This window comes from Fluviicola sp. (assembly GCF_039596355.1).
Classification (GTDB): Bacteria; Bacteroidota; Bacteroidia; order Flavobacteriales_D; family Crocinitomicaceae; genus Fluviicola.
On sequence record NZ_JBCNJW010000002.1, the window covers coordinates 607,876 to 627,948 of the forward strand.

A 20,073-nucleotide genomic window follows, 5' to 3' on the forward strand; every position below is an offset into this window, starting at 1 on the left:
AATTTGATTAAAATCTTTACATTTGTTGCTAAAAATATTAGCAAAATGTCTGTCCTTTCAGAAAACCTCCGCTATCTGCGCTCACTCAGCAGGCTGTCCCAGAGGGAAGTGGCAAGACAGCTCATTATCGGACGCGGCCGATACTCAAAATATGAGGAAGGAACATCCGAACCTCCCCTGGCGATCCTTACGCGCATTGCAAAACACTACGGCATCAGTATCGACCTGCTCGTGCTGGCCGACCTCCACAGAGTGCCACAGGAAGAGATCGGAAAAGTGGAAGGCCTGCTCGGCAGGTTCAGGGTAGGAAAATAGGTAATCCCATCGGTTAACCGTATATTAGCATATAACCTTTCAATCATGTGCGGAAGAGTAATATCCCCATCTAGCGGTGAAATCAAGGACAAATATGGACTATCCGGCCCAGAAGCCGATACCGCCATCAACGTCCCCCCAAGTGGTGCCAGTGTTCCAGTGTTCCGTTCTGGAACCGAATTCGAAATGTTCTCGTGGCCTCTGATCCCCAAATGGTCAAAAACGAAAAAAATGGCTTGGGATACCTCCAACGCCAGGCTCGAAAAATTCGAAGATCCCAAGAGCATGTGGTTCAGGCTGAAGGAAACCCAGCCATGTGCGATCTTTACAAAAGGTTTCTATGAATGGCAGCAGGTCGATCCCATGGACAGGAAAACGAAAAAAATACCATACGTGATCCGGACAACAGAGCCGCTGACGGTCATGGCGGGACTTTGGGACGAATGGAAAAACCCCACCGACGGATCGTTGCTTCATAGCTGCACAATCATCACAATGGAGGGAAATGACCTTATGAAGGAAATCCATAATATTGTTGGAGATAAGAATGGCCGCATGCCCGCTTTCCTGACCAGAGAAACTATGGGACTATGGACTGACACTACTCTTCCGTACATATACCGAAGGGAAGCATTGATCGAATACCCCAACGATTTCCTGATAGCTAAGCGTGTAGGTGACGTTACCGATAGCATCGAGATACTTTCGGCATTGGGGACGATATAGTTAGAACAGCAAAAGGGGCTGTTCCCAGCCCCTTTAATCAATTTTGCCGTAGCATCCCGGAACCGTATCCAGCTCCAAACAGCACCCGAATTCCACCACCAAAGCCCGCCACTTTCGCACCTATAGGCTGGGATGTCTGACCGCTTTGCAGATCCTTTGCCGTAAACCCGGCATCGGTTCCGATCGGTGCCTGATAATCGCCATACAGAAATAGCCCTACGCTGGGAAATATCTCCAGATCTAAACGAACACCAAATAGTGCTGCCCATCCATTTTTACGGTCTACATCAGCCCTCGACAATTCCGTCGTCTGCTCTATCGGGGTTGTATAGGGACCGGGATAGCTGGTTATCTTTTTCTCCCTTTGAACGTACGTCGGGAATCGCTCTATCAGCAATCCTGCCCTTGCATAAAGGTCTATGTTCAACCGTCCCCCACCTATCTGGTAGCTCGGACCCAACAGGATGCCCAAATTGGAGAATCGCTGTGGTGAGGAATAGGTGTTCGCGGTATTCGAAGTAGCAAACATAGAATTGTTATATACCGTATCCGGCGACTGGTGGGGATTCCTGCCGTACCTGATATCCACACCTATCCCCAACCCACTATCAAAAGTGTAATCAGAGAAGAAGCCATAGCTGTAGCCGTTCCTGGCCCTCGAAATTCCTTCCCTGTATTCTCCAAGCGGAATACTTTTTCCTGTGTAACCGCCAATTTTAAGGGAACTACCATCCTGTGACCTGGCATCTGCCGCAAAAGATAATGCTATGATCACTGCTGTCACATTCTTCAAAAACGATACTTTCATAATTCTTAAAATTTAAGTGAACAATATTTATCAGGTGTAAATAAGTTGGCCCAGGAAATTGTTACCCTATCTTTTTAAAATTCCTTTACGCTGATTGGCTGACTTGGCGGCAGCAATAAGCAAGGGCGCTGAGGGATGCGGTCTGGCACGGCCGGAGGTCGTGCCGGGGTGCATCTGTCAGCACCGCTTAAACGCAAAAACGGCGGTTCCGCCCGGAGGGACGGAACTGCCGTTTTTGCCGCCCGGGATCGGGCTATCAACCTACCTTAAGGGATTTCGTACTGAAGGTATCAAGATTAAGAAAAACTCCCCTTTCCCTTGCCATCCCATATCGGAACATTTTCCACAGCAAAGAACACCCCAGATGTGCAAGGGTCGAATTAATGTACAAGTCCTGCCGTTCAAGTGCTTCGGCAAGCGAACAGCTAGGGGTGTCGTCAACTTCTTCCGACCTCTTCAGGAGTTCCCCAAATTCATCCGTTACAAAAGGGAGGTTTTCCCTCGTGATATACCTGTCGGACTGGGGCTGTTTGATGTCCCCCACACTAGACAGTACTACCTGTCCAATCTGTTTACTATTCCCGAAATCCATCCAGTACCTAGGACAGTCCCTGTAAATATACCTTCTTTCAAGTCCCTTTAGCGATTTGGCTATCTCGAAACGTGTCGCCACATTATCCACGCAGGAGATCACAATACTCGCACTGGCATTTCCAGCAGTCCCGCAATACCTGGTTGTTTCCGCCTTCCAGTTTGTTCCCTCCCATCGATTTATGTTATTGATAAGGGCGACCGATTTATAAAGCCCCACCTGCGAAGAAGCGAAATTCTGCCTTCCGAGGTTTGCTTCAGATACGAGATCATCATCCCATAGGCGCACGCTGAGTCCCGGGTGTCCAAGTGCCAGCATGCTTTGGTTCATTGCCCCGAGTTTCCAAAGGACTACCGAACCAGTTCCACCTGCCCCGATCAGGTTCACCGTTACCGGGTTTGTCGCATTTATCAATTGCATGTCAAAGAAATGCACCGTTTCCATTTTTGCTTTCATCTTATCAAGTCTTTGATTTTTGTCCTACTTTGTACAAGTTCATTCAAGGGAAACCTTTCCGAGCTATCCACCAGTTTCCGCCAAAGTACCACACAGTTCCCCTTAACGGGGTTATGCCCACCATTTAAATGAGTGAACCTAGACCCGAAGAAAAAGTTCTCCCATGCACTGGTGAATTCCTCCAGCGATGCGCTTTCGCTGATCGAGGTATCTACATTCCCCATGCAGACATTTCCGCTTTCATACACATTGAAGAACGGTGCATAATACATCCTTGTTCCTGCTTTCGGCCTCCTGTTGCTCGCAAGCGCAAAGACTGAAAGCTGTTCTCGGTCGGCAGACCACAGCATTGGTGGCACATAGGCCATACCGCTGGGAATTCCCAGTGTACCAGCGAAGTGAAGCATTCGCTTTTCGCCCTTAGTATACCATACGACCCTGTCCCTTAACTGGTCGGTATAGAGTATATTTGCCCCAATAAGCCCCTTGGGAACCAATGCACGTTTACCCGACTTACCACTTTGCAAAGCCTTAGCAAGCTTCAGGCCCTCGTTGACCGTGAGCGGATGTGCATTGATCGGGTTTCCTTTTCCATCAACATCATAATGCTCTACATAGAAATCATCGTTACTACCTTTTCTCTGATAGATCAGAAGTGCAGATTTCGGTCTGAAAACTGCCGTAAAATCATTTGTCAAATCCTTCATCTTACTTATTATATTCGTTCAGTACACAGGACAGTTCATCGATCAGCCGAAAAATTCCCTCTTCAAAATGCAGGTCGTTACCTTCAATCGCCCTGCCGTTATATAGTTTGTACATCACAGGTTCGTTTATTTCGCTCTTCTCCCGTAGTTCGCTATTAACAATTTCCATCATCGAATCGAACAGGCCACCTTCATGGGATGCACAGAAGGAAACATAATTGTACCATTCTACCGCCCCGTCCTCATCAAGAACATCTTCCGGTATACGTTCGATATTCCGGTGGATAGGTGAGCTAGGATATTGCTTGTAGAGTTCCCAAAATCCATTTGCAACCTCAAGGCAACTTTCATCGAAACCGTCCTTTGGGGAAAAGTTCCGCAACCGATCTCCGAAGGCTTTAAGGTTATGGCCGTCCGCAATCTGGTTTTCAATATGATCGCCCATCTGTTCGGCAAGTTCACATTCGGATTCGTCCTCCCCGTCCTGTTGCTTACACTGCTGTAACATATCGTAAATTGTCCATAGGTAGCTGTCCTCCTGACGGTAATAGGGAATGTCGGCAATCTGGTAGAGATAGGCGAACACAGAAACCATCAGTTGTGCGGTTTCCCTACGTTCCTTGTCCTGCAACATCTTGTACAACGGCTCAACCGGAATATAGAACAAGGTCATTGCAGTATCATAAACAATATGCCGTGCAGGAAAAACCTGTCCTTGGTGTTCCACAATCCTGATCGACTTCCAATCACTCTCCCCCATTTCCCTCAGTCCGTCCCGAACAGCACACACCGTCCGAGAAATATTATAGGGAAAGCCAACGCCGTTTTGCACTTCAACATTCAAACCCATCTCTTCGCACATGGCGCACAGATCAATCCAAAAACCTTCCTCCAATTTCGGCATTGCCCTGGCATCGGTCAGGGCATCCGTCTCAGCCAATTTCGAAGGAAAGGAAGCCCTCAGAAACCCATCGGCAACATTTCCTCCGGTGCTGATCTTGGCCTGTCCCTTCTGACCTCTCCCGCATCCCTTGTTCGTTCCATCCAATCTGCGAACTCCCCCAACTTGTAGTACATTGTTTTCTTTTCTTTTTTCTTGGGAAGCACGATCGTTCCCAATGCCAAATTTTCCTTCTTCATACATCACATAAAATTTTGGTTCAACCTTTTGTACCCAATACGCTCTCGAAGCGGATTTCATAGGTATCATTTACGATCTTAGGTGCGGAAACATTTGCCGTTACCAATTCGGGGTAGGTATTGGCCAGAAATTCCTTTACTGTCTCCGGCTCCCAACCGGGGTTGGGGTCTGGCAACCTAAGTTCGCCATCTTTTGACTTGATGATGAATACCCTTTCCAACTGCATTGCTAGTAACATGATAATATTGTATAGTGTTAAAACTCTTCTTCCAATTCCTCTTCGTCCCCGACAATCAGGTGATCATCTTGTTCTCTCCCACTAACTGCGGGAGCTGTGCCACTGGATTCTGGCGAATCTTTGTGCACCGGAGCATTAAAAAGATCAGGCGGGGAAAACTTGTCCGACAATTCCCTTTTTCGCTGTCGGATAGTTTCGGCATGTTCGGGATAGCCCTTGAGCCTGTCCAATAACATCCATGCATCTTTTGGTTTATTATCCCTATCCAGTTCATCCGCCTTTGCCATTGCTTCCTCGAACCCGCTGATCCTATCGGACTTTTGGGACTTTTGCTTTTCTGTCCTGCCCTTTGACATTGCCGACTGATTGCCGACCACCTCAACACTTTTCATGTATTCCGCCATATTATTGAGCATGGTAGAAGTCTTTTCGATAGGGGCTTTGATCCTGTCGAAAAAAGCTTCGTCGATCTCTTGGGGCGAGCCTTTGAAAAGGAGCGGTATCAGCTTTTTCTTCGCCTTGTCCCTACATTGTTCATTTTGAAGCATGATGGACACCACCATACCACCTTCACCATCCTTGGCAATAGCCATGCAGATATTTCCTTCAAATTCTATATCTGCAATTTGTTCGAAAAATTTAGTCTCCTCCATAATTAAATCGTTTTATTTCACCTGATCCCGAAATCATCGGGGTGAGCTTAATCAGTTTGCCAGTTACCTGATCGATCACATAGCCATTTCTCTCTGATTTTAGTTGTATCAATTTTTGGTAAAGGTCAAGCCAATAGGCATGCTTACGCTCGTCGTGCAATCTTGGTGGATCATGCCGGAACTCCTTCATGATTTCCGACTGTTCTATTGCCCCGTCCAGATCGGTGACCTTGATCTCAAAGCCATTCAGATCAACAATTACTACTTCCATCCTGTCAACTTCACCAATGGGAAACCAGCAGTCCAGTAATGATCGTTTGTATGCTTACCGTAGGCCTTATAGTTAGCCATGCCCGAACTATGTAGAACAAACATGTGGCAATCCAATAGGCTTTCGGGAGCGACCAAACTTTCCAGTTCCCGCTCATCAAGTTCTATGAACGTCCATTCAGTGTCCCTAATCCCGTCCAAGATTTCGTAAAATGCTCTCACAAGCATATACTCCGTTACCTTATCTGTTGCTTTCATTTCTATTTTCCCTTTCCAAAAAAAAATTAATAATATGCCTTGCCCTTCGGTTGGTCTGAAAGACGTAACCGACCGCCTTTCTTTTATGGCTGAACGTATAACTTCCCACTTTCCAAGTAACCTTTTTCCGATAACGGTACTGGGGATTACGGTAGGCATCATATTCCGTCCCCAATATTTCGGTCTCCCTTACGGGAGCGGGCGCGACCTTTACGAACAGCGCTCCGCTCTCTGTATCGGGAAACCATGTGGAAAGCAGGATTTTTTCTTTTTCATCGATGATACTGAACCACATAAAATCTGCATCGTTCATGATGATGCGGAACAGGTCGTCCATTACGAAGTGTTCATTCAGCAACACCCTTTCCTCATATCTGCGATACCTGATTACACCGATCTTCATGACGCTAGTCCTTTGTTTCATAGCCCGTTTTAGAAATCAGATCATAGCATTGCTCCATACCGAAAAGTGCAAACGTGACCGCTTGGAAATCCTTACCATGCCGGTCGGAACTTGCTACCCGCATAAAGCAGTCAGCCGTAAAAATCCCCCGATAGCCTAAAAACATCAGGTGGCAGAACTGGGCATTGCTCCGCAACATATCTTTCCTGTATTTCATCGCTTTCAATATATCCCCCGCCAGAATCTGCCATTCACGAACGGATATTAGAGGGTTTCTCCAATTTTTGGCCAGTTCCTCTCCGTTATCGACGGCATACTGAGCCACCGCTTCGGCCGTTTCCAAAACGGACTTTTTTACCTCTGGGAAAAGGTCGATAATCAACCGTCCCTTCATTTCATTTGTCAATTCATTTAATGCTTTCATGATATTTTTTTTAGTTGATATGTGAACTGGCGGTAAATTCCCGAATGATCTTTTCGGCATTTTCCAAACTCTGGCATTCCGCCAGTTCTGTTACTAATTTTTCTATTCGTCCTATCGGGATCAGGGCTGAAAAATGATATTCGTAAACCTGTCCCTCTTGCCGAAACCGTACCCTGTAGGGTTTGGACATCCTTTCACGCAACCGTTTTGCCTGTATAGCAAAATCAAGATTTCCCGTAATCAGGTACTGCGCCCTTAACTGCTCCATCCGTCCGTATCTTCCAAACCGTGCAAGCCCGGATTTTCCCTTTCGTTTCCTTGGCGGAGTGCGAAAGCGCAGATCGTCCAAAAACTGTTCATAGCGGTATCCTGAAAATTCCTGTTTCATCAGTTCGAAGGCAAACAAGGGCATTTTTTTGAAGAGCCTTCTGGCTTTCCGCATCCTGCGGATGTTTGCCAACCTTTCTGGCGAGAACGGTTTTCCCATCTTTCGACATTTATGGGCAACCGCTGTGCTGTTGCCCGTATTGTTCAACCTCTATGTTCTCCGTACCACGCCAAAAAATCTTTGGCACTGTAAATTCCCGCATTGTTCAGGTGTCTCTGCCAAGCACCTTCCGATCTGCACCAACGGAAGTGAAACCTTTTTTTGAGCTGGCTCCTTACCTCTTCGGAAGGTATTCCTTCAAATACCAACTGTACCCGGTTGGCTTCAACGTTATGTACCAGTTTAACCCCTTCGATTTCTACCGTCTTGGTTTCGACCTTTGTCAATTTGGCAAGCTGCTCCCTGCGTTGCTTCAACCGTCTAATATTGGCACTGTTGTTCGTGAGTTTATAGGAAGCAAAGCCCAATCCACCAAAACAATCCGGTTTGTTCAACTGCTCCCAAGTTTCTTCGGTAGCCCATTCCAGTTTCAGAAATCCCTCTTTGTTCCCCTTTCTGACAAAAACATTTGCCTGTTTCATAAAAGACTGTAGCTTTTCAAGTTGTGCAATCTTTTCATCAATCTTCTCCAGTGCTTCTGGATCATCCGAAGAAATAGCCCTGTTGTTTTTTATGGTCTTTACCTTATTCCTGTAATGGCTTGCCTTGTTACCGGCATCTACCGACCTTTGGAAGGTGTTGCCGATCTTCGCCCTGTAGTTCCTATCACGTTTTTCCGAATGGTGTCCCACCAGAATGGGCTGACCAAAGGGTATGTGCGAGGCCATTTCACTCGCGGACTTGGACAAAGCTTCCGATTTCGCCTGATTTTTTCGTGCCTGTTCCTGAGCGTAGTCAATCCTGTTTTGCTTGCGCTCTTCAAAGTTGTGTTTCATGATTTCTAATTTTTGTGATTTATATTTCCATTTCTTTTAACTCTATGCCGATGATGGCACATTCCGGACATCCCTCGATTGCCATGACCTGAAGTACCGCTCCCCTATGTCCCGACATAGTGACCCCCGTAAGCCGAACCGTTCCGCTGTCGTGCCGAACCGTTGCCACGTACGACATAAGCCCCAATTCCTCCGTACCCCCATTTTCCAATACCGATTTTTTTTGGTAATGAGAGGAGGTGCTGTTTCGTTCTCCCTTTTCCCGTTTCCAATGCATTGTGTTTTCATGACTGACATTTTTTTTTTCGTCCAAAGAGCCGGAGTATGCTGTGTTCGTTTCGTGAGCCACTTCCAATTCCGCTATACCGATTGACACAAGGCTTTTTGAAAAAATACTACCCCGGAGGGGTGGAGATTTTTTCAAAAACTTGTCTTGGCCTTGGGGCTGTCGGGAAGCGGAAATCACTTTGCTCACCGAAATGAAACACGTAGCACTACGGTTTTTTGGGCGGCAAGAAAGGGAAGCGGTGAAAACCGCATTGGGAACGGGAAATGGAGATCAAACGTAATTCATCATTCCTTAAACAATATCTATCTTATTTGAACTATAGATCTGCACCATTGATGGGTATGGACTAAAGGTAGAAGGTGCTCACGTCCATGAAAGTTGGTGACGCTTTGGAACATCAACAGACGCTACGGTGTCCCTGGTGTGAAAGGAAGAAGTGTATGAGCCTAAAAGAGCTTGCTTTTCGACAAAAAAAGCCCTATCTTCTCCCTTATCATAGGATATTGACGCACTGACAAAACCCGAAACTGGGATATGGATGTGTGGTGATCGAGAAAAAAATAGGTATGCTGATTGAAAACTATGAAAAGATCTTGGCGGATTTGCGGCAATTGGGGTTTGAACCTACGAACGAAGAAAAATCCGAGCTTAAAGTGTTGATGGAGAGTGATGAACGAAGAATATTTTGGCGTGTGGACGGGCACATTGAAGAACAGGAATATTACGCAGTGTTTATGTTGGTTCGTCCAAAGAACGACCTGCACTATGCCATAAGGGAGTATCGTTTTAGTATTGAAATTGCCGGACAGTCAATTGCGCAGATTTTCCCCGTAATCTATAACGATCCGTTTATGGCAGATGTGCCAAAAGAACCCATCACCAGGGAACGGGCGGCCAACTTATTGTGCGGCAGGGCAATTTTCGATGAAGCACAGGGATGCTGGCTACAACTGGATCTTTCCAGGACAAACCAGGAACTTAATTTAGGGGAGGTCGGCAACAAGTATCTCCAAGGTTTCGAACATCCAACAAACTATGTGGTCAACAGGTTTCCAGATTTTGACCTAAGTAGACAGGTCGGAAAATTAGTTCCAGACAGCGATATCGTCGGTGCAGTGATCTCCAAACTTTACGATGGTAAAGAGGTCGCTATCGAAGCCGATAATAGTTCTGCAAAGCTCACAGTTGCCCCGGTCCATAAACATCTTAGGGTAACTTCGATGGATGGGAAACAACTATCGGTTTCTAAACGATATACAGCTGAACGCGATATACCCAAATCAAAAAAAGGTGCGCGCAATGTCAGAAAAAAATAGCTTAATCGCCCTCTGTACCGTCCAGCAGTTCGTGCAGTTTCCGCTGTAGCACTTTCTTATCGGGTAGCTGCATCCTGTATTCGGCAACCATTGTTGGCGAAAGACTCCGGCTCATTGCATACTCCACCACTTCATGATCGCGGTTCTTGCAGAGCAGAATACCTATGGACGGGTTCTCGTTCGGACGCTTCACGTCACGGTCGAGAGCTTCGAGATAGAAGTTCAGTTGCCCCAAATGTTCCGGTCGGAACCTATCAGCCTTTAGTTCAAATGCGACCAGGCACTGCAAGCCACGGTGAAAGAACAGCAGATCGATAAAAAAATCGGACATTCCCACCTGCACCCTGTACTGTTCGCCAACAAAAAGAAAATCCTTGCCCAACTCCACGATGAAATCCTTCATCTTTTTGATCAGGTTCTGTTGCAGATCCATTTCGCTATACGGTTCGGAGAGGTTCAGAAATTCAAAAATATAGCTGTCCCTAAATGCAGATGCAATGTTGTTTTCCATTTCTCGCGGCAGTGCCGAGAGTTTTGCACCTCCAAGCATGGTACGTTCAAAAAGCGAACTGCCAATCTGCCTTTCCAGTTCCCTAGTACTATATCTTTCTCTAATAGACATCCTGATATAAAATTCACGTTCCTCGTTAGAACCTGTACCGCCCATAATGATCATATTGTTTGACCAGCTAATTTCTCGCAGCAGTGCCGAGAGTTTTGGGTGGTTGGTATACATCTCATAAAACTGTTTCATCCGCCAGAGGTTAGAGTGCGAAAAACCCTTGAGCGCCGGTTCAGTCTGTTTGATATGAACTGCCAGCTCCCTTACAATTCCCTGTCCCCATTCCGCAGTTTCAACTTTGCCCGCAATGTACTTTCCAATATTCCAGTAAAGGTCTATCAGTTCTGAGTTTACCACCCTGATCGCTTTTTCCCTTGATTGCCTTATCAGCCCTACAATGTCATTAAACCTGTTTTCCATCATATTCTCCTCTATCTTTAATTTTCCTTTCTTATTACCAGATGTGCAAGTGTCGGATCGTTGAGCAAACGTTCCATTTCGGAATGTATAATGTCCTCGATGTCCTGTTTGATCTGCATGTAGTTGCGCTGCACCATTGCGGGCGTTACGTTCCTAACTTCAGGTATCGGAACGTAGCTTTCCTCTTCCTTTTTTATCGCGTCATGGTCGTTCACGATTTCACAATGGAACGTCTTCAGTTCAATTTTTTCGGTGGGGTTATCGGCTACCATGCCCACAAACTCACCACTGCTCAGTCCTGAAATCTTGGATGCTGGAATGGCACTTTCCAACTGCTTAGATCTGCTGATCGAAGTGTCCCCGCTGTTGATGGAATAGCTTACGCGATCCTGCATGATTTTGCCGAAACGTTCCGAGAGTGATCTTGCCGTATCGCCGACCACCTGACCGCTAATGATATTACCTGTGATGTTCACGATCACATCGGCCTGTTCCCGTCCGTAATCCTTTCGCAATTGGCTAAAATCCTGCACGCCCAAACAGGTACTAACCAGATTGCTCCGTGCCGTTGCTATGAGCGAATCGATGCCGTTGAGGTACAGTGTCGGGAACTCATCGAATATCAGTGAAGATTTTAATTTTCCCTTCTGGTTCACGAGCTTCACCAAGCGGTTGACGTACAGGGAAATCACTGCGCCGTAGGTCTGTATCTTCTGCGGATTGTTCCCCATGCAGATGATCTTGGGGTCGTCGGGATTATTTAGATCCAATGTAAAATCATTGCCCGAAAGCACATAGTACAATTGGGGTGATGCCAATCGTGCCATAGCGATCTTTGCAGATGCGATCTGGCCCTCCAATTGTTCCATTACATCGTTCAGGTAGGCGTTTACAAATGGGTTGATCAATACTTCTATTTCCTTTTCCGAGCGAAGCAACGTAAACAAACTGTCGTAATCCACCTGCATCAGTTCTATTACGTGCGGCAGGGTACAAAACTGGCCGTCGTTGTAATTGCGTAGGTACCAAATGATGGCGGTTACGAAGTTAATTGGCGACTCCACGAAGAAATCCCCGGTTTTGGAGATCCACTGTTTGTTGAGTCCGAGCAATATTGTCCTAGCACTTTCTGCCGCATCGGTAATGTCAACCATTGCTGCCGGATCGAGGGCGTTGCCACGGTGCGAACGGTTCAGGTCGTCGAAATTGATGTAGAAAAACCTTGGTACTTTTTTGAATGCGCCTTTGCTTTTTAGCCAAGTGTTGTACGCTATCCGAGTAAGATCGTCGAACTTGAAATCGTAGACGAACATCGTATGTCCCTTGCCGATGTGTTGGGTAATAAAATGCCGGATGACGAAATAACTTTTCCCGGCGCCCGGGGTCCCGACTACGAGCGACCCGCGATGCGGATTTATCAGATTGATATAACTTTGCCTATACTTATTCTTCAACCTATAGCGTGCAGGAAGGTTGACGGAGTATTCGTTCTCCAAACATCTTTCCTCCTGAGGAAAGGTCTCCTGTTCATCATTGAAAATGTCATCATCGAGCTTGTCGCGGATGATGCGGGAAAGCAGCGTTCCGCCAGAAAGTACAAGTAAAAAACCTACCGAAGTTGTCGCAATGTAAAACCCTGCCAAATACATCGGTTCCAGCGAAGCCAATAGGCACAGGTAGCTGGCAAAGTATACAACCAATCCGCAGATGATATAGGCAAAGGCTGTCTTGTAACCGAGCTTTCCGTCCTTTTTCCCCTTTGCACCTACAAGCGAGATGGTGAGGAAGCCCAGGGCGACCAATTTTGAACGGACAAAGCTGTTGAAAAGCCCCGTGCGTTCGATATTGTTCATGAGCCTATCGGTTAGTTGTACGGTAAGGCCCCAGGTCTGGAAAGCCCCATAGCAGTAATAATAAAAATGCAGTACGAGAATGGCAATGGCTATGAACCGTGTCATATCCAATATCTTGCCAAGCGCCTGCTGATTTTCAGACGAATTCATTGACATAACTTGAAATATTAATGGTGAATACTTCTTTTCTTTTTCTTCTTTTTCTTCTGCTGTCGAAGTTCGTAGGGGATGTATTCAGGGGTGTATTCGGTGGTGAAAAGGCAATCGAGCAGGTCAGAAAACAGTGAGCTTGAAGTATGGTCAGAAGTCCAGCTTTTTTGTAACAAGGTCGTGTCTGTACTATTTGTACCATGGGATATTTTAGGCGAAAGCATCTGAACCTCTCTAGCTCCAATACCTTTGCTTTCGAGTTGCGAAAGCATACAGCGTTCCTGAACCGCTTTGGCACTGTACCGTTTGCCGAGCGAACTTCCATTGAAGACGTTCCTCGTAATATGGTCTACATAGGTAAGCCCGTAAACGAAACCCTGTTCGTTCTTGCGGATAACCAGGTCAATTCCCTTGCTCGAAAGTTCTTCAGCAAATTTCTTCAGATCAATTCCCCGGCCTTTCAATACGGTATAGACTGCACTGCGCACACGTGCCTGGTGTGAAGGAGATCTTTCGGCATTTTTATTGAAATTCTCTTCCAGTTTTTTCAGTGTCGGAGTATTATAGATCAAACTTGCCTTTATAGGAACACCTGTGGGTTTTCCGGTAGGATCAAGTATTCTGTAGAGCAGTCCGCCGTGCTGTAATACACGCGAACTTTCTTCACCCTGCTCTGCCCGCACATTGTACAATCCCAGTACCGCATTCAATTCGGAAAGGCTGGAATATCTGTATTTGGAAAGCACATGACCAAGCACGTTCTGGATTGCCGTTTTGGTTTCTGACCTGCCATACTGCACCTTTGAGGGAGACACAGGTTCCGGACGATACTGTTGCGTTTTGTCCTGTTTTTCGGCCCGTACCAATCCAAATTCCTGCTCGATGTTTTTGCGGATCGGTTCGGACTTTTTCTTACCGATCATGTAGGTGTTGATATGGCTTCCGTCTCGCCGAACGGTAGTGGTTACGATGTGCACGTGCGGGTGTCCGGCATCGTAATGCTGGTACACCAGATACGGCTGTTTTCCAAAACCAATGCCCTGCATGAAAGCGTCGGCAATTGCGGTGAGCCTCTCTTTGGTAAGATCGGTTTCCGAAGGTGAAAAATTCAGCGAAATATGCATTGCTTTCAGCTCCGCACGGTGGTTCAATTCCATGAGCCTGTTCATGTACCCCAGCTTTGTGCCAATGCCCATTTGTTCCGGCTGAAAGGGATAATTGCCGGATGCAATGCACATGGCAATGCCCTTGTCAACTTTGTCCTCATTGTAGTTGAGCATGCGGTACATCGAACTACTTTGGCTTATCCTTGCGACCATAACCTTTCGGAAAATTTGTGGATACGGTTATTGATCTCATCCAGCTTGTTCAGCATGGTGCGTTTCTCCACCTCGTGGGTGGTCAGCCAGCGCATAAATTGGGGCGTTTCATGCAGTACATGCAGTTTCTTTACCGACTGGTTAAAGTTCACGCCGATGCGGTTCAGCTCCTGGCGGAGCAACGCCATTTCAGCAAGCAGATCATCTGCCGACTGGTTGCGGTAAAGGGTGGTAACGGGCTTCCCAAAAATGACACTGCGCAGGTAGTCGCTCAGCTTCCCAAAGGTGGTCTGTTTCCACTTTTTTTCTATCCCCAAATATTCCTGTGGAGTAAGGCGAACGCCGATCATACGGGTGCGTCCCTGTTGTCTGTTCTCTTCCATCACTTTTCTCCTTTTCACAATTCACAAACACTCAAATCCAATAAAAAACTGCCAAGTCAAAAACCGTCTAAACAGTTCAATATTCATCTTAACAATCCCCCCGCCGAGTTCCGAGGCTATCAGGGGGCAAGATCGATTTGTTTAACAAATCAACATCTTGCCGTTTCCGGCCGAAGCAGGGAAACTCCCATCCCAATCGCTCACGAAGGTATCCAGGACATTTATCGGACAGTACCATCCGAATTCCAGCGGCCTTCACGAAACAAAGTTACAGAAGCGGTATGGGATCCATAGCACACCTAAAAATTCTATAGCCTTCAAAAACAATGAGTTAAACTAATTTTGTATCGATAATCAATGTTTAATTTTAATTGTAAAGTGATGGCGGAAACAAATGTGATTGCCCAGGTGCTCGAGACGATTTTGAGCATCCCTGGAATGGTTGAGACAGTTAGGATTGATCTAAGGATCACGAGGAAGAATGCATTGCTGTTGAGCAATGTGATTGATCGTGGACTTGCTCCGAATGCCGACGAAATAGATGGAGGCATACTAGCGAACGTCGGCAAGGAGGCGCTGGAGGAACTCAGGGCGGTTGCAAGGGAATTTCTCGAAAAAGCGGGCCTGATCGACCTTAGTGAAAAGCTAAAGGTACTGAGGTCTACCAAGTAAAAATGTGACAAAAAAAGAAAGGGAGGTAGCATATTCTGCTACCTCCCTTTTTGGAAGCCTGATCGATCAAAAGACAAGTCTATGTTACCGTATCGAACTCAGCGATCATGAAATTTTCCACAGTTCAAAGCGCTCCCCATTTTTCAGTTCGTACCTTATCAGGCCATACTTCTTAGAGACATCAAATGAGCGGAACTGGGTATAGCCATAATAGGCATCCCTGGCATTGAAGCTGTCAAAGTGATAACTGCTTATGCTTTCACCAAAGTGCAACATAGTGTCCTTTTTTTCTTTCAACTTTGATAGATCCGTGATCTCACTACTTGTTAAGTCAAAGAGTCTGAATTTCTTTGCACATTCCTTTTCAGTTACCCCCCTTGCATCTACGAAGAAAGATATACTGAACCCGCAGTCAGAAGCAACCTGTTTGTAGCAATTCTTTGCACGAAGCTTCAAATACTGTCGTTCATAAATGTATTCACTGAGTTCGATCTTATTACAGATGGAGAATTCAGAGGGGCCAATTGCAACCGTGAAGGTATCAATCTTCCCAAATTGGTTTCTATAAAGCCTCAACTCTCCATTTTGATAATTTTTGAACCAGTTTTTTTCCCTTGAGGTCAACAACTTTCTCTTGCAATCGGAATTTACTCCACAGCTAAATATGAGTACTGCAAGTGATAGAATCAATATGTTTTTCATAAGATAGTTATTTTAACAATTTAAGAAAATTGGACATCATATGTTTTTTCCCGCTTTCTCCTAATACGTAATGAGCATAATTCCAAAGTAGGAATGCCCTTCTGCTAGGACTGTCCGATTGGTTAACATATTGCTGCTTTGACATTACCTTAACCGGCGAAATGAAATAGTGTATGTCTCCCTCTGATTTCATTCCGACAGTTCTCTGCAAATTATCCAGAATTTCGCCATAGATTACATACGCATCAATTTTTTCTGTTTCCGGCAATTTGGGCAAGATTTCGCGCCAAACCTTGTTTAGTCCCATTGCATTAAAAGTCTTTGCAGAGTGCCCCGTTGCCCTGGCATTTGCCGCTGCCAAACCACCACCAAGAGAATGCCCGACAAATGTAAGATAATTCCCATATTTTAGACCAGCAACATACTCAGATACGTGTCTAGCATCGCGAAGGGAATATTTCATTTGTTCATCGAGCATACCTAGCCCATTCTTGAGATCGGCAATGCCATCAAAGACATCGTCGGTGCCTGCAGTTGCGAAAACATAGAAGTTTACATTATCGATCGTTCTCTTGTACAGTGCAGCTTTGTAGCCAGATCTGATGTCAATATATTCATTCACAATCCGCCATTCGCCCGATCCTCCGGCTTCATCGTCGGCCCCTGGACCCACACCTGGTTTATCGATACTGTAAACGTGCTCGGTAATCAGTGCAGCTTCCGAGAATGAAGGGCCGGTATATTCGGCTCCTTGTACCCATATTTTTGATCCGGTTGATGATACGTTGACCGTCCAAGCGAATATTCGATTGCCATTTGTTGCCGTATTAGCCTTTGCATATTGGGTTTCATTTTCATCGGCCTCATTCGCCGATTGTTCAGGTTCCATTCCTTCCAACTCTTTTGTGGAAATCACCTGGTTTCCTGAGAACTGATAAGGAGACCATTGTGGAAATTTGTCCGTTAGCGGATCAACTGCAAAGAACCTTCCCAGTCTAGTATCATGCATACGGAACTCGTAGTTCATTGAGTTTCCTTCGCCCTTGATCTCATCATCCTTTTCCTGTGCCTGGAAACCATAGCGGTATCGACGTGCAGATACTCCACCTTCACCTGTCCTGCCATCCAATTGGACCCCGAAAGGACTGTAATCAGACACTTGCTCGATGCCCACAAAGTACATGTCGATTGTGGTATTGTTGGAGCTGATGGGATATACAATATCGGAAATAACCGTCAGCACGTTCCCCAAATGATTTCCCAACTCGTACATACGGTTTCCTAAAAATCCATAAGACGGGTTTGGCGAATTTTGACCTAAATCGATCGTATCGGAAAGGGTGCCCAGGCGCTGTTGACCAACGATATTTCTTTCGGCAAGATAATACTTGGATGTTCCTTCTTCAACTATCTGTTCGTATACTGCGAGCTGGGTTCCCTGCGGATCCAAAACGTAGTACGTTGATTTTTCCAAGATCAATGTCTGGTTGTTAAATACGTGTTTTGCAATTCGCTGTCCATTTGAATTATAGTCGAATGACATACTCTTTTTTTCGGAACCAGGTGTCCTGAAAATCTCCTTTACCTTACCCTTAACAGTCCAGATAATGGAATCGATCTCTTCCTGTCGATCTTTCACCAAACGCCCTTCGCCATCATATTGATAGTTATTGTTTAGGTTGATACCCTGCGGCGTGTAATCAAATGTTCCCATGTCGTCAATATCGGTGCTATCGACACCCTCACTGATGTCATCGTTCACATGATACAGGCGGTTGCGCAACAAGCGGTCGTTATCGTCCCGCTGGTACTGGTAGCGTAGTTGTTCGATCTGGTTTCCGTTCCGTTTATGTCGCTGTTGGGTAAGGATGTTACCCATTGCATCATAGGTAAACGCGTTGAAATATTCATTTTTGTAGTTATCCGGGTTCCATTCGTTTGAAGTGTACCCTGTTTCAAAGCTGCGACTTTCTTTCAATCTGTTCAGCTGATCGTAGATATATGCATTGAGCATCGGCATAGCTTCACGGGTTTCTGGGTTAGTTATCCGGGTTTCCATGTAGCGGATATTACTGTTGTACAAGTTGGAACTATTGCCTGCCGCAACACTTCCGATATTTACCGGAGCCAATGGAACCTCACCGGAAATAGCCGTGTAATCGCCTTCGTAATAATGTAAGCCAAAATGGTAAACATCTTTGGCAAACAAAGCATTTACTCCGGTTGGGTCACTGTCTTTTCCGGGATCTGTGATGTTGTCTTTTAAATCGGAGCCGTTTACACTTTTCAGCCAGCCCAAAAGGTTGTATACATAGTCTGAGCCCTGCAGGTTGTTCTGCCCAATCTCTACGCGTGCCATCGGACCGTGGTCGTAGAAATAGTACTGTGCATCACGCTGCCAATCCGAATTGGCGATCAGTTCGTTTTCCTTGTTCTGCGTCAACCTGCCGATCGGGGTAAGAGGCTCGTGCGTATTCGTATATACACGGCGCAGGCGGTTGTCTGCATCATACACGTAGGCATGGTGCCACTGATCGACCTTCCCAGCCTGCACACTCATGCGGTGCACGTTTCCGCTCAACAGGTCGTAGGAATAATCCAGTCGTTTGAAACGTTCTCCAGTCAGCGATGCAAAATCGGTTGCCATTTTCTGGTTGTCCTGGACCAGTGTTTTCACATTTCCGTGGATGTCATAGCTGTAATGGGTTGCGTGATCATAAGTCTGGTCATCGCCGTCGTATGTTTCCTCATAAGTCGTATGCACAACTCGCAGGCGCTGAGTAAGCGGATCAGAAGTAAAGCCAGGAATGCCATTGATCGCTACGTTGTCATAATAGGAATAGGTCATTTCTTTCCGTGCTCCACTGGAAGTAATCCAGTTTATTAGGCGTGCATCGTCTATCGTAGAAGGGGAGAAATACCCGCTCACCGCGGTTCCAAAGATTCCTGCAAATTGCAATTCGGTATCCGGGTTTTCTGTTTTTTCCCCTGCTTCGTACACTCTTCCAAGTGCATCATAGCGCATATAGCTGTATTTGTTTTCCAATTCCTGGCGGGAGTTTCTGCTTACCACTAAACGGCCCAGGCGGTCATACCAGAAACGGTTCGAATAACGTCCGCCGGCATCGTAAATACTACGCACATACGGAGTGGTCGCACTTCCGGACACCGGGTTTTCACCACCGATCAGCACGCCGGTCGGAGAAGTCACTGCAAGCGCATAGATATTCGCTCCCGATACACCCATCGGATCACTGGAAGCCACGTTACGCACTTCCCAGGTTGCCGATTCCAGGTAACCGGAAGTGGAAATCGTTGCGTTGGTACTTTTGTAATACACCCCGCCGTTCCCCACGATGATCCCGTTCAGGTTGTCTAAAAAGGCCAGTGCCTTGAAATCGGCCGAAGGAAGTCCCGTGGAATAACTCAACAGCGTTCCGGAAGCCGTGTAGTGCTTGTACAAACCACCGTCTCCCACCAGAATGTGGTCTCCGTTGGCAAATACCTGCATGGCATTCACCGGATTGGAACCGGAAAGCGTGTGTACGGTTGAGGGAATCAACGAAGTCAGGTTGACTTTGCGCACCAGGTTCCCGTCCACGAAAAAGATATTCTGATCGTTGGTTCCTGCTGCAAGGGCTTTGACATCACTCGCCGTAAAAGCAGTAACAGTCAGATCCGTATTGGCGTTGTATAGCAGGGTATTTCCCGATCCGAACAAGAGGGATTTCCCTCCGGCAAGTGTCCAGGCTTTACTGTAAGTTGCCGCCGGGATGGTTGTTCCGGCAGGCTTCACCAGGTTCCAGCTTCCGCCGGCATTCGTAGTGGAGCGCACCACAAAGTTTTTCGCAATCAGCGTAGCCGATGAAGCGTCTTTGAAATGTATGTCTGCAATTCCCGGGATAAATACATTCTGGTTGATCAGCGCCATGGCTCCAAACTGTTCCTGGATGCGTCCGCCGGCACCACAGATCAGGACGTTCTCAGAACTTACTTTCACTGCCGCACCATAGAAATCAACGCTTCCCTGCGCAATCACGCTCGGAGAAACGCTTCCGGTTCCATAGGCCAAAGGAGAATAGACGAGCGCGCC

General features: G+C 46.4%; 22 protein-coding genes. 4 read left to right on the forward strand and 18 right to left on the reverse strand.

Translation table 11 applies throughout. The features are described from left to right. The first annotated feature begins 45 nt into the window (after nt 1-45). Together ABDV94_RS07820 and ABDV94_RS07825 are read left to right on the forward strand one after the other, a co-directional pair. Nucleotides 46-315: a helix-turn-helix transcriptional regulator gene (locus tag ABDV94_RS07820; RefSeq protein ID WP_343606233.1), complete on the forward strand. Its 270-nt coding sequence runs from the start codon at nt 46-48 to the stop codon at nt 313-315. Between the two features lie 45 nt (nt 316-360). Further along, complete coding sequence (locus tag ABDV94_RS07825) at nt 361-1,041, forward strand: SOS response-associated peptidase (RefSeq protein WP_343606234.1); 681 nt, start codon at nt 361-363, stop codon at nt 1,039-1,041. 37 nt (nt 1,042-1,078) lie between these two features. Here the strand turns inward: ABDV94_RS07825 and ABDV94_RS07830 are convergent, their stop codons facing one another. From ABDV94_RS07830 to ABDV94_RS07885, 12 genes are all read right to left on the reverse strand, one after another. Then, nucleotides 1,079-1,849 (reverse strand): outer membrane beta-barrel protein, encoded by a 771-nt coding sequence (locus ABDV94_RS07830; RefSeq protein WP_343606236.1) that lies wholly within the window; start codon nt 1,847-1,849, stop codon nt 1,079-1,081. A 256-nt stretch (nt 1,850-2,105) separates the two neighbouring features. Next, nucleotides 2,106-2,897 (reverse strand): PRTRC system ThiF family protein, encoded by a 792-nt coding sequence (locus ABDV94_RS07835; protein ID WP_343606238.1) that lies wholly within the window; start codon nt 2,895-2,897, stop codon nt 2,106-2,108. After that, complete coding sequence (locus tag ABDV94_RS07840) at nt 2,894-3,604, reverse strand: PRTRC system protein B (protein ID WP_343606240.1); 711 nt, start codon at nt 3,602-3,604, stop codon at nt 2,894-2,896. The genes ABDV94_RS07835 and ABDV94_RS07840 overlap by 4 nt, the downstream gene beginning before the upstream one ends. Nucleotide 3,605: 1 nt before the next feature. After that, nucleotides 3,606-4,748 (reverse strand): hypothetical protein, encoded by a 1,143-nt coding sequence (locus ABDV94_RS07845; protein WP_343606242.1) that lies wholly within the window; start codon nt 4,746-4,748, stop codon nt 3,606-3,608. Between the two features lie 16 nt (nt 4,749-4,764). Continuing rightward, entirely contained in the window at nt 4,765-4,983 is a 219-nt protein-coding gene (locus tag ABDV94_RS07850) for a PRTRC system protein C (protein ID WP_343606244.1), read from the reverse strand. 17 nt (nt 4,984-5,000) lie between these two features. Then, nucleotides 5,001-5,636, reverse strand: a complete 636-nt coding sequence (locus ABDV94_RS07855; RefSeq protein ID WP_343606245.1) for a prtrc system protein e — start codon at nt 5,634-5,636, stop codon at nt 5,001-5,003. Beyond that, nucleotides 5,623-5,907: a hypothetical protein gene (locus ABDV94_RS07860; RefSeq protein WP_343606247.1), complete on the reverse strand. Its 285-nt coding sequence runs from the start codon at nt 5,905-5,907 to the stop codon at nt 5,623-5,625. Before ABDV94_RS07860 ends, ABDV94_RS07855 begins: the two co-directional genes overlap by 14 nt. Nucleotides 5,908-6,147: 240 nt before the next feature. Further along, nucleotides 6,148-6,567, reverse strand: a complete 420-nt coding sequence (locus tag ABDV94_RS07865; protein ID WP_343606249.1) for a hypothetical protein — start codon at nt 6,565-6,567, stop codon at nt 6,148-6,150. A gap of 4 nt (nt 6,568-6,571) precedes the next feature. Next, nucleotides 6,572-6,991: a hypothetical protein gene (locus ABDV94_RS07870; RefSeq protein ID WP_343606251.1), complete on the reverse strand. Its 420-nt coding sequence runs from the start codon at nt 6,989-6,991 to the stop codon at nt 6,572-6,574. Between the two features lie 10 nt (nt 6,992-7,001). Then, nucleotides 7,002-7,397 carry a hypothetical protein gene (locus ABDV94_RS07875; protein ID WP_343606253.1) on the reverse strand — a complete coding sequence of 132 codons (396 nt, stop codon included), beginning with the start codon at nt 7,395-7,397 and terminating at the stop codon, nt 7,002-7,004. A 125-nt stretch (nt 7,398-7,522) separates the two neighbouring features. Then, entirely contained in the window at nt 7,523-8,314 is a 792-nt protein-coding gene (locus ABDV94_RS07880) for a DUF3560 domain-containing protein (protein ID WP_343606254.1), read from the reverse strand. Nucleotides 8,315-8,333: 19 nt separating this feature from the next. Beyond that, nucleotides 8,334-8,690 carry a hypothetical protein gene (locus tag ABDV94_RS07885; protein WP_343606256.1) on the reverse strand — a complete coding sequence of 119 codons (357 nt, stop codon included), beginning with the start codon at nt 8,688-8,690 and terminating at the stop codon, nt 8,334-8,336. Nucleotides 8,691-9,169: 479 nt separating this feature from the next. On the opposite strand from ABDV94_RS07885, the gene ABDV94_RS07890 reads away from it, so the two are divergent. Next, nucleotides 9,170-9,919, forward strand: coding sequence for a hypothetical protein (locus tag ABDV94_RS07890; RefSeq protein ID WP_343606258.1), 750 nt, complete (start codon nt 9,170-9,172; stop codon nt 9,917-9,919). Nucleotide 9,920: 1 nt separating this feature from the next. Here ABDV94_RS07890 and ABDV94_RS07895 read toward each other — a convergent pair whose 3' ends face one another. Genes ABDV94_RS07895 through ABDV94_RS07910 form a run of 4 tightly spaced genes read right to left on the reverse strand, consistent with a single transcriptional unit; the run spans nt 9,921 to nt 14,606 of the window. Then, entirely contained in the window at nt 9,921-10,904 is a 984-nt protein-coding gene (locus ABDV94_RS07895; RefSeq protein WP_343606260.1) for a PDDEXK nuclease domain-containing protein, read from the reverse strand. Between the two features lie 14 nt (nt 10,905-10,918). Next, the gene (gene mobC / locus ABDV94_RS07900; RefSeq protein WP_343606262.1) at nt 10,919-12,904 is read right to left on the reverse strand and encodes a conjugal transfer protein MobC; all 1,986 of its coding nucleotides are present in this window, start codon (nt 12,902-12,904) and stop codon (nt 10,919-10,921) included. A gap of 17 nt (nt 12,905-12,921) precedes the next feature. Further along, nucleotides 12,922-14,223: a relaxase/mobilization nuclease domain-containing protein gene (locus tag ABDV94_RS07905; RefSeq protein WP_343606264.1), complete on the reverse strand. Its 1,302-nt coding sequence runs from the start codon at nt 14,221-14,223 to the stop codon at nt 12,922-12,924. Then, nucleotides 14,208-14,606, reverse strand: a complete 399-nt coding sequence (locus ABDV94_RS07910; RefSeq protein ID WP_343606266.1) for a plasmid mobilization relaxosome protein MobC — start codon at nt 14,604-14,606, stop codon at nt 14,208-14,210. The genes ABDV94_RS07905 and ABDV94_RS07910 overlap by 16 nt, the downstream gene beginning before the upstream one ends. A 381-nt stretch (nt 14,607-14,987) precedes the next feature. Here ABDV94_RS07910 and ABDV94_RS07915 point away from each other — a divergent pair, with 381 nt between their 5' ends. After that, complete coding sequence (locus ABDV94_RS07915; protein ID WP_343606268.1) at nt 14,988-15,278, forward strand: hypothetical protein; 291 nt, start codon at nt 14,988-14,990, stop codon at nt 15,276-15,278. Nucleotides 15,279-15,383: 105 nt separating this feature from the next. Here the strand turns inward: ABDV94_RS07915 and ABDV94_RS07920 are convergent, their stop codons facing one another. Together ABDV94_RS07920 and ABDV94_RS07925 are read right to left on the reverse strand one after the other, a co-directional pair. Then, a complete protein-coding gene (locus ABDV94_RS07920) occupies nt 15,384-15,980 on the reverse strand; it encodes a hypothetical protein (RefSeq protein ID WP_343606269.1) in 597 nt (198 codons plus the stop codon). Nucleotides 15,981-15,987: 7 nt separating this feature from the next. Further along, the coding region (locus ABDV94_RS07925; RefSeq protein ID WP_343606270.1) for a hypothetical protein at nt 15,988-20,073 on the reverse strand (4,086 nt) is incomplete at its 5' end.